This window comes from Streptomyces glaucescens (genome assembly GCF_000761215.1).
Taxonomy (GTDB): Bacteria; Actinomycetota; Actinomycetes; order Streptomycetales; family Streptomycetaceae; genus Streptomyces; species Streptomyces glaucescens_B.
In genome coordinates, this window is the sequence record NZ_CP009438.1 from 1870386 (window position 1) to 1886256 (window position 15871).

The 15871-nt window shown below is 75.0% G+C and carries 12 protein-coding genes and 1 riboswitch; of the genes, 9 read left to right on the forward strand and 3 right to left on the reverse strand.

Annotation, left to right across the window (positions count from 1 at the left end):
• Positions 1 to 154 precede the first annotated feature (154 nt).
• On the reverse strand, positions 155 to 1282 hold the full coding sequence (locus SGLAU_RS08080) for an alpha/beta hydrolase (protein ID WP_043499647.1): 1128 nt from the start codon (positions 1280 to 1282) through the stop codon (positions 155 to 157).
• Between the two features lie 134 nt (positions 1283 to 1416).
• Complete coding sequence (locus SGLAU_RS08085) at positions 1417 to 2142, reverse strand: class II aldolase/adducin family protein (protein WP_043499649.1); 726 nt, start codon at positions 2140 to 2142, stop codon at positions 1417 to 1419.
• A 240-nt stretch (positions 2143 to 2382) separates the two neighbouring features.
• On the opposite strand from SGLAU_RS08085, the gene SGLAU_RS08090 reads away from it, so the two are divergent.
• From SGLAU_RS08090 to cobI, 9 genes are all read left to right on the forward strand, one after another.
• The gene (locus SGLAU_RS08090; RefSeq protein ID WP_043499651.1) at positions 2383 to 3642 is read left to right on the forward strand and encodes an inorganic phosphate transporter; all 1260 of its coding nucleotides are present in this window, start codon (positions 2383 to 2385) and stop codon (positions 3640 to 3642) included.
• Positions 3643 to 3673: 31 nt separating this feature from the next.
• The gene (locus SGLAU_RS08095; RefSeq protein WP_043499653.1) at positions 3674 to 3895 is read left to right on the forward strand and encodes a hypothetical protein; all 222 of its coding nucleotides are present in this window, start codon (positions 3674 to 3676) and stop codon (positions 3893 to 3895) included.
• Between the two features lie 182 nt (positions 3896 to 4077).
• Positions 4078 to 4150: riboswitch (cobalamin riboswitch) on the forward strand.
• A 151-nt stretch (positions 4151 to 4301) separates the two neighbouring features.
• Positions 4302 to 5243 carry a cobalamin biosynthesis protein gene (locus SGLAU_RS08100; RefSeq protein WP_043499654.1) on the forward strand — a complete coding sequence of 314 codons (942 nt, stop codon included), beginning with the start codon at positions 4302 to 4304 and terminating at the stop codon, positions 5241 to 5243.
• Positions 5240 to 6748: a cobyric acid synthase gene (locus SGLAU_RS08105; RefSeq protein WP_043499655.1), complete on the forward strand. Its 1509-nt coding sequence runs from the start codon at positions 5240 to 5242 to the stop codon at positions 6746 to 6748. Before SGLAU_RS08100 ends, SGLAU_RS08105 begins: the two co-directional genes overlap by 4 nt.
• Positions 6745 to 10407: a cobaltochelatase subunit CobN gene (cobN, locus tag SGLAU_RS08110; RefSeq protein ID WP_099052777.1), complete on the forward strand. Its 3663-nt coding sequence runs from the start codon at positions 6745 to 6747 to the stop codon at positions 10405 to 10407. The genes SGLAU_RS08105 and cobN overlap by 4 nt, the downstream gene beginning before the upstream one ends.
• Positions 10404 to 12395: a putative cobaltochelatase gene (locus SGLAU_RS08115; RefSeq protein WP_043499659.1), complete on the forward strand. Its 1992-nt coding sequence runs from the start codon at positions 10404 to 10406 to the stop codon at positions 12393 to 12395. The genes cobN and SGLAU_RS08115 overlap by 4 nt, the downstream gene beginning before the upstream one ends.
• A complete protein-coding gene (cobO, locus tag SGLAU_RS08120; protein WP_043499661.1) occupies positions 12395 to 12994 on the forward strand; it encodes a cob(I)yrinic acid a,c-diamide adenosyltransferase in 600 nt (199 codons plus the stop codon). The genes SGLAU_RS08115 and cobO overlap by 1 nt, the downstream gene beginning before the upstream one ends.
• Positions 12991 to 14346, forward strand: coding sequence for a cobyrinate a,c-diamide synthase (locus SGLAU_RS08125; RefSeq protein ID WP_043506400.1), 1356 nt, complete (start codon positions 12991 to 12993; stop codon positions 14344 to 14346). The genes cobO and SGLAU_RS08125 overlap by 4 nt, the downstream gene beginning before the upstream one ends.
• The gene (gene cobI / locus SGLAU_RS08130) at positions 14343 to 15074 is read left to right on the forward strand and encodes a precorrin-2 C(20)-methyltransferase (protein ID WP_043506401.1); all 732 of its coding nucleotides are present in this window, start codon (positions 14343 to 14345) and stop codon (positions 15072 to 15074) included. Before SGLAU_RS08125 ends, cobI begins: the two co-directional genes overlap by 4 nt.
• A 20-nt stretch (positions 15075 to 15094) precedes the next feature.
• On the opposite strand, the gene SGLAU_RS08135 is transcribed toward cobI, so the two are convergent.
• Positions 15095 to 15862, reverse strand: coding sequence for a ZIP family metal transporter (locus SGLAU_RS08135; protein WP_043499663.1), 768 nt, complete (start codon positions 15860 to 15862; stop codon positions 15095 to 15097).
• Between the last annotated feature and the right edge of the window lie 9 nt (positions 15863 to 15871).

The window sequence follows — 15871 nt, forward strand, 5'->3', positions numbered from 1 at the left end:
GGCCGGGCCCGTAGGGGGCCGAAGGGCGTGAACCGGACAGTGGTACGGCGTTAAACGGAATCACCACCACCGGGTGAGGCGGGGAGGCCGTGCGGGCCCGGCCGAGGCGCCGGCGGAACAGCCGGCCTCGGGCCCGCGGGACAGCCGGGAAGGCTCACATGAAAGGCGTCAGGAAGCGGCGGAGGGCTTCCTCGTACGCCTCGGGGTCGGCGTTCCACATGGCGCCGTGCGGGGCCTGCGGGACCGTGCGGAGGGCGACCAGGCCGGGGCGGCTCGCGGCGAGCCGCCGGGAGTACTCCCAGGGCGCCACCGTGTCGCCGGGGCCGTGGAAGATCAGCACCGGCACGGTCAGGTCCGCGGCGCGGGCGGTCTCGTCGACCCGGTCGCCGAGCATGCCGGTGCGGCCCTGCGCGGCGCGCACGGCGAGCGGCAGCAGGGCGCCGGGGGTGCGGCGGGCGGCGGCCAGGGCGCGCAGCGTGGACTCCCAGTGCAGCACCGGGGAGTCCAGCACCAGTGCGGCGATCCGGTCGCGGACGGTGGAGTGCGCGGCGGCCCGCAGGGCCATGGTGGCTCCGGTGGACCAGCCGTGCAGGACGACGCGCTCGGCGCCGTGCGAGACGGCGTGGCGGATGGCGGCGTCCAGGTCGCGCCACTCGCTCTCGCCGAAGTGGTTCAGGCCGTCCGCGGGGCGCGGCGCGCCGAGGTCGCCGCGGTAGGCGGGGTCCAGGACCGGGAAGCGGTGGCGGTGCAGGAACTCCATGAGGTTCATGGGGTGCTCCCGGGTGGCGCCGAGGCCGTGCACCGTGATGACCCAGGTGTCCCGGGCGCCGGGCAGGAACCAGGCGGGCAGGATGCCCAGCTCACCGGGGACGTCGACGTCGGTGTGGTCGAGGCCGAGCGCGGAGCGCGGGTCGCCGATGTGCGCGTTCGGAGTCAGCCGGACCTTGTCGCCGGGCTCCAGGGTGCCGTGGGTGACGCGGTGCAGCCGGCGGACGACGGTGTCGGCGGGGTGCGGGGCGGTGTCCAGGACGGGTCCGACGACCGCGTGCATGCCGTTCCCGGCGAGACCGTAGGTGCCCGGGCGCAGGGAGGCCAGGTCCCTGGTGAGGGTGATGCGGCCGGCGGCCGTGGCGTGCACCGTGAGCCGGGGTTCGGTCGGCAGCGGACGGCCCGGGGGCGCCTTGAGCGCGGCGTCGCTGGCGAACCGGCCGGCGGCCACCGCGGCGGCACCGGCGACTGTCACGGCGGTGACGGCAGCGGCCGTCGCTTTGACAGAGCGCACGGGTCCAGTGTCCGGGCGAGGACGACGGGCGGCCAGTGGGGCGACGTGTTCCGGGTGAGTCTTTTCTCCCCGGGGCGGGGCGCCGTACGGCATCCGGGAGGGGGGCGCCCCCGGGCCGTCCGGGACCTTCCGGGTCAGCCGCGCTGTCCGTAGCCCTGGAGTCGTCGGGCGACGTCCGCGAGCTGGTCCGCGGACAGCAGGGACGGGGTCAGGCCGGGTACGGAGGACGCGGTGAGCCAGAGGCGGCACATCCACTCGAGCTGCGCCGTGCGGTCGTAGGCCTGGTCGAGGGTGGTGCCGTAGGTGATCGTGCCGTGGTTCTGCAGCAGGCAGCCGGAGCGTCCTTCGAGGGCGCGGAGCATGTTCCCGGCGAGGGCCTCGGTGCCGTAGGCGGCGTAGGGGGCGACCCGGACGGGTCCGCCGAGGGCGGCGGTCATGTAGTGGATCGCCGGGAGTTCGGGGACGAGCGTCGAGACGGCCGTCGCGTGCACCGCGTGGGTGTGGACGACGGCGCGGGCGCCGGTGTGGCGGTAGACGGCGAGGTGCACGGGCAGTTCGCTCGTCGGGACGAGGGTGCCGCGCACCTGGCGGCCGTCGAGGTCGACCGCGGTGAGGTCGTCGGGGGTGAGCCGGTCGTAGGGCACGCCCGACGGTGTGACCAGGACGGTGTCGCCGACCCGGACGGACACGTTGCCGGAGGTGCCGACGACCAGCCCGTCGGCGACGGTGCGCCGGGCCGTCGCGACCAGGGCCCGCCAGGCGCGGGCCATCTCCCGGGGCACCTCGCCCGCCCGCGGCTCCGCCCCGCCCGGCGCGTCCGCACGGCTGTCGTCCCGCTGGTCACCTCGCTGCTCGGTCATGACGCGATCCTGCCAGGCGCAGCCGTGTCCGCGAACCGCCGGGCGCGGGCCGCGGGGGGCGCCGGGGGGGCCGCCGGGGGGTCTGCCGCGACGCCCTGGGCGGGCCGGAGTGGCGGGACGTCGGCGGGGGTGCGCGGCCCGGGCGCGAGTGACACCGTGATGCCCTTCCCAGTTCACCTTGCGTTCATCTGCGTTACCTACGTTCGACCAGCCAATGACCTCGAACGATTGCCTGGGTAAATGGAAGGCATCTCGCTGATCCTCGCGATTGTGGTGGTAACCGCACTCGCGTTCGATTTCACGAACGGTTTCCACGACACCGCCAACGCGATGGCCACCACCATCTCGACCGGTGCGCTCAAGCCGAAGGTCGCGGTGGCCATGTCCGCCGTCCTCAACCTCGTCGGCGCCTTCCTCTCGGTGGAAGTCGCCAACACCATCTCCAAGGGCCTGGTCGACGAGAGCGGCATACGTCCCGAGGTCATCTTCGCGGCGCTGGTCGGCGCCATCCTGTGGAACCTGCTGACCTGGCTGGTGGGGCTGCCGTCCTCCTCCTCGCACGCCCTCATGGGCGGCCTCGTCGGCGCCACCATCGCCTCCGCGGGCGTCGGCGCCGTCCACGGCGACGTGCTGGTCACCAAGGTGCTGATCCCGGCGATCGCCGCCCCGCTGGTGGCGGGCGTCGCCGCGATGATCGCGGCCCGGCTGACCTACACCCTCGGCAGGAAGGCCGACGGCAAGGCCGCGGCCAAGGGCTACCGGGCCGGGCAGATCGCCTCCGCGGGCCTGGTCTCCCTCGCCCACGGCACCAACGACGCCCAGAAGACGATGGGCATCATCACCCTCGCCCTGGTCGCCGGCGGCAGCCTCGCCCCCGACTCCGACCCGCCCATGTGGGTCATCCTCTCCGCGGGCGTCGCCATCGCCCTCGGCACCTACCTCGGTGGCTGGCGCATCATCCGCACCATGGGCAAGGGCCTCACCGACCTCCAGCCGCAGCAGGGCTTCGCCGCCCAGACCAGCGCCGCGACGGTCATCCTGGCCTCCTCCCACCTCGGCTTCTCCCTCTCCACCACGCACTCGGTCTCCGGTGCGGTGATGGGCGCGGGCCTGGGCCGCAAGGGCGGTGTGGTCCGCTGGTCCACCGCGACCCGGATGTTCGTCGCCTGGGGCCTGACCCTGCCGGCCGCCGCGCTGGTCGGCGCGCTCGCCGAGTGGGTGACCGGCTTCGGCGACTGGGGCACCGCGGTCGTCGCGGTCTTCCTCGTCGGCTCCAGCTTCGCGATCTGGAAGGTGTCCCGGCGCGAGGTCGTCGACCACACCAACGTCAACGACGTCGACGAGGCCGCCGAGCAGGAGCCGCCCGGCGTGGTGACCACCGCCATGGCCGCCGTGACGCCGCCGCCGACCGCCGCCGCGGCCGAGGAGCTGGCGGCCACCATCCCGGCCCCCGCCTCGCACGCCGGCTCGGACCCGGCGCCTTCGCAGGCCGCGGTCTGAACCCCGCGCACCAGGTACGTAAGGAATCAGCATGAAGATCGACTGGGCGGCCCTCGGCTCCGTCTTCGGCGTCAGCCTCGTGGTCACCGTGGCTCTCGTGGCCCTGTTCACCCTCGGCATCACCGGCCTGTCCCGCCGCGAGCGCGCGGCGGCGCAGGGCGGCTCGGCGCCGCTCGCGGTCACCGGTGCGTACGCGTGCTTCGCGGCGTGCGCGGCGGCGGTGGCGTACGGGATCTACCTGATCGTGGCCTGAGCGGGGCACCGCCCGGGCGAGGGGCGGGCGCGGGACGGCATGTCCCGTGCCCGCCCCTCTTTCGCGCCCCGGCTCACGCGGGCTCGTGTGGGGTTCTGCACACTCCCCCCTCGCAGGTCAACGGCAAGTTGACGGGTGTTCCGGCCCCGTGGTGGACTGCCGGAGCCATGTACGGCGGCAGGAGAGGAAGCCCGGTGCGAATCCGGCGCGGTCCCGCCACTGTGACCGGGGAGCGACCCCGGGAGCCAGGAACTCTCACCGCCGGTCTCGTCGAACCAGGGCGCGGACACCCTGAGTGAGGACATAACGCGATGCTCGGCTGCCGCCGTACGAGGTTGAGGTTCAGCGCCACAGGTACCGCCGCCGGTACCGGGGCCCTGCCCGCTCCCGCGGCCGGCTGAGCCCGATGCGTGCCGATCGCGTCTTCGCGTACGGCGCCGCCGCCGGACTCCTCGGCGACCTGCTCCTCGGCGATCCGCGCCGCGGGCATCCGGTCGCCGCGTTCGGGCGAGCCGCGGGCGCCGTCGAACACGTGCTGTACCGCGACCACCGCGGCCGGGGCGCGCTGCACGCCCTCGTGTGCGCCGGCGGTGCCGTGGCGCTGGGGGCGGCCGTCTCCCGCCTCGTGCGCTCCTCCCCCGCCGCCTCCGTCGCACTGACCGGCGCCGCCACCTGGGCCGTCGTCGGCGGAACGTCGCTGGCGCGCGAGGCGGCCGCCATCGGGCGGGCCCTGGAGGCCGGCGACGTCGAGGCCGCCCGGCAGCGGCTGCCGCACCTGTGCGGGCGGGACCCGCAGGCGCTCGACGCGGACGGCATCGCCCGGGCCGTCGTCGAGTCGGTCGCCGAGAACACCTCCGACGCCGTGGTGGGCGCGCTGGTGTGGGGGGCCGTCGGCGGGGTGCCGGGGCTGCTCGGCTTCCGGGCCGTCAACACGCTGGACGCCATGGTCGGTCACAGGTCGCCCCGCTACCGGCGCTACGGATGGGCGTCCGCCCGGCTCGACGACCTCGCGGGCTGGCCGGGGGCACGGCTGACCGCCGCACTGGCCGCCGCGGCCGGCGGCGATCCGCGCGGTGCCGTGCGGGCCTGGCGCGCCGACGCCCGCAAGCACCCGAGCCCCAACGCGGGGCCCGTGGAGGCCTCGTTCGCGGGGGCGCTCGGGGTGCGGCTGGGCGGGACGCTGTCCTACGGGGGGCGCGTGGAGCACCGGCCCGTGCTGAACACCCAGGGGCGTGCCGTGCGGGTCACCGACATCCCGCGGGCCGTACGGCTCTCGCGGCGTGTGAGCTGGCTGGCGCTCGGCGTGTGCGCGGGCGCACGCCTTCTCGGGAAGGGGCGTAATCGATGAACGGCGGTCTCCTCGTCGCCGGCACCACCTCCGACGCCGGCAAGAGCGTCGTCACCGCCGGGATCTGCCGCTGGCTGGTACGGCAGGGGGTCAAGGTCGCGCCCTTCAAGGCGCAGAACATGTCCCTCAACTCGTTCGTGACCCGGGAGGGCGCGGAGATCGGGCGGGCGCAGGCCATGCAGGCGCAGGCCTGCCGCATCGAGCCGACCGCGCTGATGAACCCGGTGCTGCTCAAGCCCGGCGGTGAACAGAGCAGCCAGGTGGTGCTGCTGGGCAAGCCGGTGGGCGAGATGAGCGCGCGCGGCTACCACGGCGGGCGGCAGCAGCGGCTGCTCGGCACCGTCCTCGACTGTCTCGCCGAACTGCGGGGCGCGTACGACGCGGTGATCTGCGAGGGGGCGGGCAGCCCGGCCGAGATCAACCTGCGCCGGACCGACATCGTGAACATGGGGATCGCGCGGGGCGCGCGGCTCCCCGTCCTCGTCGTCGGCGACATCGACCGCGGCGGCGTCTTCGCCTCCTTCTTCGGGACGGTGGCGCTGCTGTCGCGGGAGGACCAGGAACTGGTCGCCGGGTTCCTCGTCAACAAGTTCCGCGGGGACGTGTCCCTGCTGGAGCCCGGCCTCGACATGCTCCGCGGCCTGACCGGGCGGCCCTCCTACGGCGTGCTGCCGTTCCGGCACGGCCTCGGCATCGACGAGGAGGACGGACTGAGGGTGTCGCTGCGCGGGACGGTCCGGGAGTCCGCCACCGCCCCGCCCGTCGGGGAGGACGTGCTGCGGGTCGCCGTCTGCGCGGTCCCGCTCATGTCCAACTTCACCGACGTGGACGCCCTCGCCGCCGAACCGGGTGTCGTCGTCCGGTTCGTGGACCGGCCGGAGGAACTGGCCGACGCCGATCTGGTGGTCGTCCCGGGCACGCGCGGCACGGTGCGGGCCCTGGAGTGGCTGCGGGAGCGCGGGCTGGCCGGCGCCCTCGTGCGCCGGGCCGCCGAGGGACGGCCCGTGCTCGGCATCTGCGGCGGCTTCCAGGTGCTCGGCGAGCACATCGAGGACGACGTGGAGAGCCGCCGCGGCCACGTCGACGGGCTGGGGGTCCTGCCCGTGCGGGTGCGCTTCGCCCGCGAGAAGACCCTGACCCGGCCGGTCGGGGAAGCCCTCGGCGAGCCCGTGGAGGGCTACGAGATCCACCACGGCGTCGCCCACGTCCTGGGCGGGGAGCCCTTCCTGGACGGCTGCCGGGTCGGCCAGACCTGGGGCACCCACTGGCACGGCTCCCTGGAGTCGGACGGCTTCCGGCGCGCCTTCCTGCGCGAGGTGGCCGCCGCCGCGGGCCGCCGCTTCGTGCCGGCCCCGGACACGTCGTTCGCCGCGCTGCGCGAGGAGCAGCTCGACCGGCTCGGCGACCTGATCGAACAGCACGCGGACACGGACGCGTTGTGGCGGCTCATCGAGTCCGGTGCGCCGCAAGGACTGCCCTTCATCCCCCCGGGAGCGCCCGCATGAGCACTGGCCTTGGCACTGTGTTGTTGTTGTCGACCGCCGACACCGATCTGCTGGCGGCCCGTGCCTCCGGCGCGCCCTACCGGATCGGCAACCCGACCCGGGTGGACGTCCGCGAGGAGCTGCCGGGCCTGATCGACGGTGCGGACATCGCCGTCGTACGGCTGCTCGGCGGCAAGCGCGCCTGGGAGGACGGGCTCGCCGTACTGAAGGCGTCGGGCGTCCCCACCGTGCTGCTGGGCGGTGAGGCCGTGCCGGACGCGGAGCTGATGGCGGAGTCCAGCGTGCCCGCCGGGGTGGTCGCGGAAGCGCTGAAGTACCTGGTCGAGGGCGGCCCCGCGAACCTCACCGAACTCGCCCGGTTCCTGTCCGACACGGTGCTGCTGACCGGCGAGGGGTTCACCGCGCCGCAGCCCATGCCCGAGTACGGGGTGCACGGCTCGTACGCCGCCGAGGACGGCCGCCCCACCGTGGGCGTGCTGTTCTACCGGGCCCATGAGCTGAGCGGCAACACCGCCTTCGTCGACACCCTGTGCGAGGCGATCGAGGCGCAGGGGGCCAACGCCCTCCCGGTGTACTGCGGTTCGCTGCGCGGCGCGGACCCGGGGCTGTACGAGATCCTGCGGCGGGCCGACGCCCTGGTCGCCACCGTCCTCGCGGCCGGCGGCACCCACGCCTCGCAGGCCTCCGCGGGCGGTGACGAGGAGTCCTGGGACATCGGCGCGCTCGCGGACCTCGACGTCCCCGTGCTGCAGGGACTGTGCCTCACCTCCTCGCGGGCCGCCTGGGACGAGTCCGACGCCGCCCTCTCCCCCATGGACGCGGCGATGCAGGTCGCGATCCCCGAGTTCGACGGCCGGCTGATCACCGTGCCGTTCTCCTTCAAGGAGCAGGGCCCGGACGACGTCCCCGTGTACGTGGCCGACCCGGAGCGGGCCGCGCGCGTCGCCGGGATCGCCGTACGGCACGCGCGGCTGCGGCACAAGCCGAACGCCGAGAAGAGGATCGCGCTCGTCTTCACCGCCTACCCCACCAAGCACTCCCGCGTCGGCAACGCGGTCGGCCTGGACACGCCCGCGTCGGCGGTGCGGGTGCTGGACGCCCTGCGGGACGCCGGGTACGCCGTCGAGGGGTACCCGGCGGGCGGCGACGAACTGATCCACCGGCTCATCGAGGCCGGCGGCCACGACGTCGAGTGGCTGACGGAGGACCAGCTGGCCGCCGCCCCCGCGCGCGTGCCGCTCGCCGACTACCGGGCCTGGTTCGAGAAGCTGGACCCCGGACTGCGCGAGGCGATGCGCGAGGCGTGGGGCGAGCCGCCGGGCTCCCTCTACGTCGACGGCGAGGACATCGTGCTGGCGTCCCTGCGGTTCGGGAACGTCGTCGTCATGATCCAGCCGCCGCGCGGCTTCGGCGAGAACCCGATCGCGATCTACCACGACCCCGACATGCCGCCGTCCCACCACTACCTGGCGGCCTACCGCTGGCTGGACCACACCTTCGGCGCCGACGCCGTCGTGCACATGGGCAAGCACGGCACGATGGAGTGGCTGCCGGGCAAGGGGCTCGGACTGTCGGGCGGCTGCGCGCCGGACGCCGTCCTCGGCGACCTCCCGCTGGTCTACCCGTTCATCGTCAACGACCCCGGCGAGGGCACCCAGGCCAAGCGGCGCGGGCACGCCACGGTCGTCGACCACCTGGTGCCGCCGATGGCACGCGCCGACACCTACGGGGACCTGGCCAAGCTGGAGCAGCTGCTCGACGAGTACGCGCTCGTCTCCGACCTCGACCCGGCCAAGGCGCCGGCCGTGCGGGCGCAGATCTGGACGCTGGTCAAGGCGGCCGAACTGCACCACGACCTGCACGTGGAGGACCAGCCCGACGACGACGAGTTCGACGAGTTCGTCATGCACATCGACGGCTATCTGTGCGAGATCAAGGACGTGCAGATCCGCGACGGACTGCACGTCCTCGGCGGCGGGCCGGCCGGCGAGCCGCGCGTGAACCTGGTGCTCGCCGTGCTGCGCGCCGCCCAGGTGTGGGGCGGTCGGGCGAACGCGCTGCCCGGGCTGCGGGCGGCGCTGGCCGCGCACTTCGGGCTGGTCGAGAAGGAGCTGCTGGCCGAGCCCGGCGCGCCGGTGAAGGTGCCGGTGGAGCTGACCGACCTGGTGGACGGCCCGGCGCGGACCGCCTCCGACGCGGTCGACCTGCTGGAGCAGCTGTGCCGGCGGCTCGCGGAGGGCCTGGAGGCCCGCGACTGGGCGGTCGCCTCGGTGCCCGGGCTGGTGCGCGAGGTGCTGGGCGCCGAACTGCCCGACGCGGTCGCCGTGCTGGAGTTCGCCTGCACCGAGGTGGTGCCGCGGCTGGCCCGTACGACGGACGAGATCGGGCACGTCCTGAAGGCGCTGGACGGCGGTTACGTCCCGGCGGGCCCGTCGGGCTCCCCCACCCGCGGCCTGGTGAACGTCCTGCCCACCGGCCGGAACTTCTACTCGGTCGACCCCAAGGCGATCCCGTCCCGGCTGAGCTGGGAGGTCGGGCAGTCGCTGGCGGACTCGCTGGTGCAGCGCTACCTCGCCGACAACGGGGAGTACCCGAAGTCCGTCGGCCTGACGGTGTGGGGCACCTCGGCCATGCGCACCCAGGGCGACGACATCGCCGAGATCCTGGCGCTGCTGGGCTGCCGCCCGGTGTGGGACGAGGCGTCCCGGCGCGTCACCGGCTTCGAGGTCATCGGCCTGGCGGAGCTGGGGCGGCCCCGCATCGATGTCACGGTCCGCATCTCCGGCTTCTTCCGGGACGCGTTCCCGCACGTCGTCGGGCTGATCGACGACGCGGTGCGGGCGGTGGCCGAGCTGGACGAGCCCGCCGAGTCCAACTACGTGCGGGCGCACGTCGAGGAGGACACCGCCGGGCACGGTGACCGGCGGCGCGCGACCGCCCGCGTCTTCGGCTCCAAGCCGGGCGCGTACGGCGCGGGCCTGCTGCCGCTGATCGACGCCCGCAACTGGCGCTCGGACGCCGACCTCGCCGAGGTGTACGCGGTCTGGGGCGGCTACGCCTACGGGCGCGGGCTCGACGGGCGGCCGGCGCGCGGGGACATGGAGACGGCGTTCCGGCGGATCGCGGTGGCGGCGAAGAACGTCGACACCCGCGAGCACGACCTGGTCGACGCCGACGACTACTTCCAGTACCACGGCGGCATGGTCGCCATGGTCCGCCACCTGACCGGCGCCAACCCCGAGGCGTACGTGGGCGACTCGGCGACGCCCGACCAGGTGAGGACCCGCACGCTCGGCGAGGAGACGCACCGGGTGTTCCGTGCCCGCGTGGTGAACCCGCGCTGGATGGCGGCCATGCGCCGGCACGGTTACAAGGGCGCCTTCGAGATGGCGGCGACCGTGGACTACCTGTTCGGCTACGACGCCACCGCCGGGGTCGTGGACGACTGGATGTACGAGAAGCTGAGCGCGGAGTACGTCTTCGACCCGGAGAACCGGGACTTCATGAAGAAGTCCAACCCGTGGGCGCTGCGCGGCATCACCGAGCGGCTGCTGGAGGCGGCCGACCGGGGGCTGTGGGCCGAGCCGGACGCGGACACCCTGGAGCGGCTGCGCGCCACCTACCTGGAGCTCGAAGGCGACTTGGAGGGCGACCAGTGACGACTCCCTACCCTTTCACGGCCGTGGTCGGCCAGGACGACCTGCGGCTCGCGCTGCTGCTGAACGCCGTGTCCCCGGCGGTCGGCGGCGTGCTGGTGCGCGGCGAGAAGGGCACCGCGAAGAGCACGGCCGTACGGGCGCTGTCGGCGCTGCTGCCGGAGGTGGCGGTGGTGCCCGGGTGCCGGTTCTCCTGTGACCCGGCCGCCCCGGACCCCCGCTGCCCCGACGGGCCGCACGAGGGGGGTGCCAGGACCACGCGTCCCGCGCGGCTGGTCGAGCTGCCGGTCGGCGCCTCCGAGGACCGGCTGGTCGGTGCGCTGGACATCGAGCGGGCGCTCGCGGAGGGCGTGAAGGCGTTCGAGCCCGGGCTGCTCGCCGACGCGCACCGCGGGATCCTCTACGTGGACGAGGTGAACCTCCTCCACGACCACCTGGTCGACCTGCTGCTGGACGCCGCCGCGATGGGCGCCTCGTACGTCGAGCGCGAGGGTGTCTCCGTGCGGCACGCCGCGCGCTTCCTGCTGGTCGGGACGATGAACCCGGAGGAGGGCGAGCTGCGTCCGCAGCTGCTCGACCGGTTCGGGCTGACCGTCGAGGTCGCGGCCTCGCGGGAGCCGGACCAGCGGGTCGAGGTGGTGCGCAGGCGGCTCGCCCACGACGACGACCCGGCCGCCTTCGCCGCGCGCTGGGCCGGCGAGGAGGCCGCCGTGCGGGAGCGGATCGTCGCGGCGCGGCGGCTGCTGCCGCAGGTGCGGCTCGGTGACGGGGCGCTGCGGCAGATCGCCGCGACCTGCGCGGCGTTCGAGGTGGACGGCATGCGCGCCGACATCGTGATGGCACGCACGGCGACGGCGCTGGCCGCGTGGGCGGGCCGGACCGACGTGCTCGCGGAGGACGTGCGGCAGGCGGCGCTGCTGGCGCTGCCGCACCGCCGGCGCCGGAACCCGTTCGACGCGCCGGGGCTCGACGAGGACAAGCTGGACCAGACCCTGGAGGAGTTCTCCGGGGAGGACGACCCCGACCCGGACCCGGACCCGGACGGTCCCGGCGGGGGCGGCGGCCGGCCGGCCCCCGGCGACGCCGGGCCGCAGGGCGGTGACACCGCCGCCCGCCCGGAGGACGGGGAGGGCGGGGAGCCGCAGCCGTCGGGTGCCGGGGAGCAGTCGGCCGTACGGGCGGCGGAGCCGTTCCGGGCGAAGGCGCTGAGCGTGCCCGGCATCGGCGAGGGTGCCGCGGGGCGGCGCTCGCGGGCGCGGACGGAGCACGGCCGCACGACCGGGGCCCGGCGGCCCCGGGGCACGCTGACCAAGCTGCACCTGGCCGCGACCGTGCAGGCGGCGGCCCCGCACCAGCGGGCGCGCGGCCGGTCCGGGCCGGGCCTGGTGGTCCGCAGGGACGACCTGCGGCAGGCGACCAGGGAGGGGCGCGAGGGCAACCTCGTGCTGTTCGTGGTCGACGCCTCCGGCTCGATGGCCGCGCGGCAGCGGATGAGCGCCGTCAAGGGTGCCGTGCTGTCGCTGCTGCTGGACGCCTACCAGCGGCGGGACAAGGTGGGGCTGGTGACCTTCCGGGGGTCGGCCGCCGAGGTGGCGCTGCCGCCGACGTCGTCCGTGGACGCCGCCGCCGCGCGGCTGGAGTCGCTGCCGACGGGCGGCCGTACCCCGCTCGCGGCGGGGCTGCTGAGGGCGCACGACGTGCTGCGGGTGGAACGGCTGCGGGACGCGGCGCGCCGGCCGCTGGTCGTCGTGGTGACCGACGGGCGCGCGACGGGCGGGCCCGAGCCGGTGGCGCTGGCCGGGCGGGCCGCGCGGCTGTTCGCGGCCGAGGGGATCGCGTCGGTGGTCGTGGACTGCGAGTCGGGACCCGTGCGGCTGGGGCTGGCGGGGCAGCTCGCCGCCGAGCTGGGCGGTACGGCGGTGACGCTGGACGAGCTGCGGGCCGATGCGATCGCCGGTCTGGTGAAGGACGTGACGAGGAGGGCCGCGTAATGCCGCAGGGACAGCCGAGTGTCGTACCGGACGACGGTCTGACGACGCGTCAGCGGCGCAACCGGCCGCTCGTCGTCGTGCACACCGGGGTCGGCAAGGGCAAGTCGACGGCCGCCTTCGGGCTGGCGCTGCGCGCCTGGAACCAGGGGTGGCCGATCGGGGTGTTCCAGTTCGTCAAGTCGGCGAAGTGGAAGGTCGGCGAGGAGCGGGCGCTGCGGGTGCTCGGGGACTCCGGCCAGGGCGGGACGGTCGCCTGGCACAAGATGGGCGAGGGCTGGTCCTGGGTCCAGCGCGACGCCCAGATGGACAACGAGGAGAAGGCCCGCGAGGGCTGGGAGCAGGTCAAGCGTGACCTGGCGAACGAGACGTACCGGCTGTACGTGCTCGACGAGTTCGCGTACCCCATGCACTGGGGCTGGGTGGACACGGACGAGGTGGTGCGGGTGCTGCGCGACCGTCCGGGGACCCAGCACGTCGTCATCACCGGGCGGAACGCGCCGGAGAAGCTGGTGGACCTCGCCGACCTGGTGACCGACATGTCCAAGGTGAAGCACCCCATGGACGTCGGGCAGAAGGGGCAGAGGGGCATCGAGTGGTGAACCCCTCCTCGTCCGTTCCCCGGCTGGTGGTCGCCGCCCCCTCGTCGGGGAGCGGCAAGACCACCGTCGCCACGGGGCTGATGGCCGCGTTCGCCGCGCGGGGGCTCGCCGTGTCCCCGCACAAGGTGGGGCCGGACTACATCGACCCCGGCTACCACGCGCTCGCGACCGGGCGGGCGGGCCGCAACCTCGACGCGTACCTGTGCGGGCCGGAGCTTGTCGCTCCGCTGTTCGCGCACGGCGCCCGGGGCTGTGACCTGGCCGTCGTCGAGGGTGTGATGGGGCTGTACGACGGGGCGGCCGGGGAGGGCGAGCTGGCGTCCACCGCGCAGGTGGCGAAGCTGCTGCGGGCGCCGGTCGTGCTCGTGGTGGACGCGTCGTCGCAGTCACGTTCGGTGGCGGCGCTGGTGCACGGCTTCGCGTCCTGGGACCCCGGGGTGCGGATCGGGGGTGTGATCCTCAACAAGGTCGGCTCCGACCGGCACGAGGCGCTGCTGCGGGAGGCGCTGGACGCGTCCGGGGTGCCGGTGCTGGGCGTGCTGCGGCGGGCGCCGCAGGTGGACACGCCGTCGCGGCACCTGGGTCTGGTGCCGGTCGCCGAGCGGCGCGGTGCGGCGGTGGAGGCCGTGGCGGCGATGGCCGCGCAGGTGGCGGCCGGGTGCGATCTGGAGGCGCTGGCGGGGCTGGCGCGCAGTGCGGGCCCGCTGTCGTGCGAGGAGTGGGAACCGCCGGTGGTCCCCGGCGGGACCCGCCCCGTGGTCGCGGTCGCCGGTGGTGCGGCGTTCACGTTCTCGTACGCCGAGCACGCCGAGCTGCTGACCGCCGCCGGTGCCGAGGTGGTGACCTTCGATCCGCTGCGGGACGAAACGCTGCCCGAGGGCACGGCGGGACTGGTGATCGGCGGCGGGTTCCCGGAGGTGTACGCCGGTGAGCTGTCCGCCAACGAGCCGCTGCGCGAGGCGGTCGGCGAGCTGGCGCGCTCCGGCGCCCCCGTGGCCGCCGAGTGCGCGGGGCTGCTGTACCTGTGCCGGGAGCTGGACGGGCAGCCGATGTGCGGGGTGCTGGACGCCTCCGCGCGGATGGGCGAGCGGCTGACCCTCGGCTACCGGGACGCGGTGGCCGTGGGCGACAGTGTGCTGGCGGCGGCCGGGACGCGGATGCGGGGGCACGAGTTCCACCGCACGGTCGTCGAGCCCGGCGCGGGGGCGGCCCCCGCCTGGGGGGTACGGGCGCCCGAGCGGCGCGTCGAAGGTTTCGTACAGCGCGGTGTGCACGCGAGTTATCTGCACACGCACTGGGCGTCCGAGCCCGGTGTCGCCCGTCGGTTCGTGGAGAGGTGCCGGACGTCATGAGCAGCAGGCTGGTCGGGGTCGGGGTCGGTCCGGGCGACCCGGAGCTGGTGACCGTGAAGGGCGTGAACGCGCTGCGGGCCGCCGAGGTGGTCGTGGTGCCCGTCATGGACACCGGCGAGCGGGGGCGCGCGGAGGCGACCGTCCTGCACTACGTGCCCGGGGAGAAGGTCGTCCGGGTGGTGTTCGCGCTGAACGAGCGGACGGACCGGGCGCGGCGCGAGGCGGCGTGGGACGCGGCCGGCGAGCGGGTGGCGGAGCTGCTGCGGACGCGGGGCTCGGTGGCGTTCGCGACCATCGGGGACCCGAACGTGTACTCGACGTTCACGTACCTCGCGCAGACCGTCGCCGGGCTGGTGCCGGGCACGGTCGTCGAGACGGTGCCCGGGATCACCGCCATGCAGGACCTCGCGGCCCGCTCGGGCGCCGTCCTGACGGAGGGCACCGAGCCGCTGACGCTGGTGCCGGTGACGGCGGGCGCGGCCGTGCTGAAGGACGCGCTGAACGGTCCGGGCACGGTCGTGGCGTACAAGTTCGGGCGGCAGGCCGCCGAGGTCGCCGAGGCGCTGCGCGACAGCGGCCGGCTCGAGGGTGCGGTGTGGGGTTCCGCGCTGGGCCTGCCGGAGGAGTCGATCCGGCCGGCCGCCGAGCTGGAGGGGGCCGCGCTGCCGTACCTGTCGACGCTGATCGCGCCCGCGCACCGGGACGGCGGGCGGGGCGGGAAGCTGTGAGCCGCCGTCCGGGCGGGCGGTCACTCGGCGATGCCGACCACCAGCCAGACGAACGCCGCGCCGGCGACCGTGCACAGCAGGGTCGAGCGGGCCGGGTGCTCGTGGTGGGCCTCGGGCAGGATCTCGGCCGCCGCGAGATAGAGCAGCGCGCCGCCGAAGAAGCCGAGGTAGCCGCCGAGCACCGGTCCCGGGACGGTGAACAGCAGCGTGGAGGCCGCGCCGGCGACCGGGGCGACCGCGTCCGCGACCAGCATGGCGACGGCGCGGCGGCGGGCGTTGCCGTAGACGGTCGTCAGGGTGAAGGTGTTGAAGCCGTCCGCGAAGTCGTGGGCGATCACGGCGAGCGCGACGGCGACGCCCATGCCGTGGCCGACCTGGAGGGCGGCGCCGATGGCGACGCCGTCCATGGCGCTGTGCCCGACCATCGCGGCGGCGGCGGTGAGGCCGACCTCGGGGGTGCGGCCGTGCGGCTCGCCCGCCCCGTGCGCCGCCGTGGGGATCCCCCCTGCTCGAGCCGAGCCGAGAGCTCGGGGGAGGGCCGCCAGCAGGCGTTCCACCAGATGGGCGACGAGGAATCCGGCCACGAACAGCAGCAGGGCCGCCGGGACGCCGTGCACCTCGGTGCCGGCCGCCTCCAGCGCCTCCGGCAGCAGGTCCAGGCCGACGACACCCAGCATCAGGCCACCGGCCAGACCCAGCACCAGATGGCGGCGGTCGGTCACGCGCTGTGCCGTCCAGCCGCCGGCCAGCGTCATCAGGAACGCGCCGAGCGCGACGAAGACCGCCATGTGCCCTTG

Excerpts from the sequence above, each read along its gene's own strand:
- SGLAU_RS08100 (WP_043499654.1), top strand. The coding sequence starts at position 4,302 with ATGCGTGCCGATCGCGTCTTCGCGTACGGCGCCGCCGCCGGACTCCTC.
- cobI (WP_043506401.1), top strand. The coding sequence starts at position 14,343 with ATGAGCAGCAGGCTGGTCGGGGTCGGGGTCGGTCCGGGCGACCCGGAG.
- SGLAU_RS08095 (WP_043499653.1), top strand. The coding sequence starts at position 3,674 with ATGAAGATCGACTGGGCGGCCCTCGGCTCCGTCTTCGGCGTCAGCCTC.
- SGLAU_RS08105 (WP_043499655.1), top strand. The coding sequence starts at position 5,240 with ATGAACGGCGGTCTCCTCGTCGCCGGCACCACCTCCGACGCCGGCAAG.
- cobO (WP_043499661.1), top strand. The coding sequence starts at position 12,395 with ATGCCGCAGGGACAGCCGAGTGTCGTACCGGACGACGGTCTGACGACG.
- cobN (WP_099052777.1), top strand. The coding sequence starts at position 6,745 with ATGAGCACTGGCCTTGGCACTGTGTTGTTGTTGTCGACCGCCGACACC.
- SGLAU_RS08085 (WP_043499649.1), bottom strand. The coding sequence starts at position 2,142 with ATGACCGAGCAGCGAGGTGACCAGCGGGACGACAGCCGTGCGGACGCG.
- SGLAU_RS08135 (WP_043499663.1), bottom strand. The coding sequence starts at position 15,862 with ATGGCGGTCTTCGTCGCGCTCGGCGCGTTCCTGATGACGCTGGCCGGC.
- SGLAU_RS08090 (WP_043499651.1), top strand. The coding sequence starts at position 2,383 with ATGGAAGGCATCTCGCTGATCCTCGCGATTGTGGTGGTAACCGCACTC.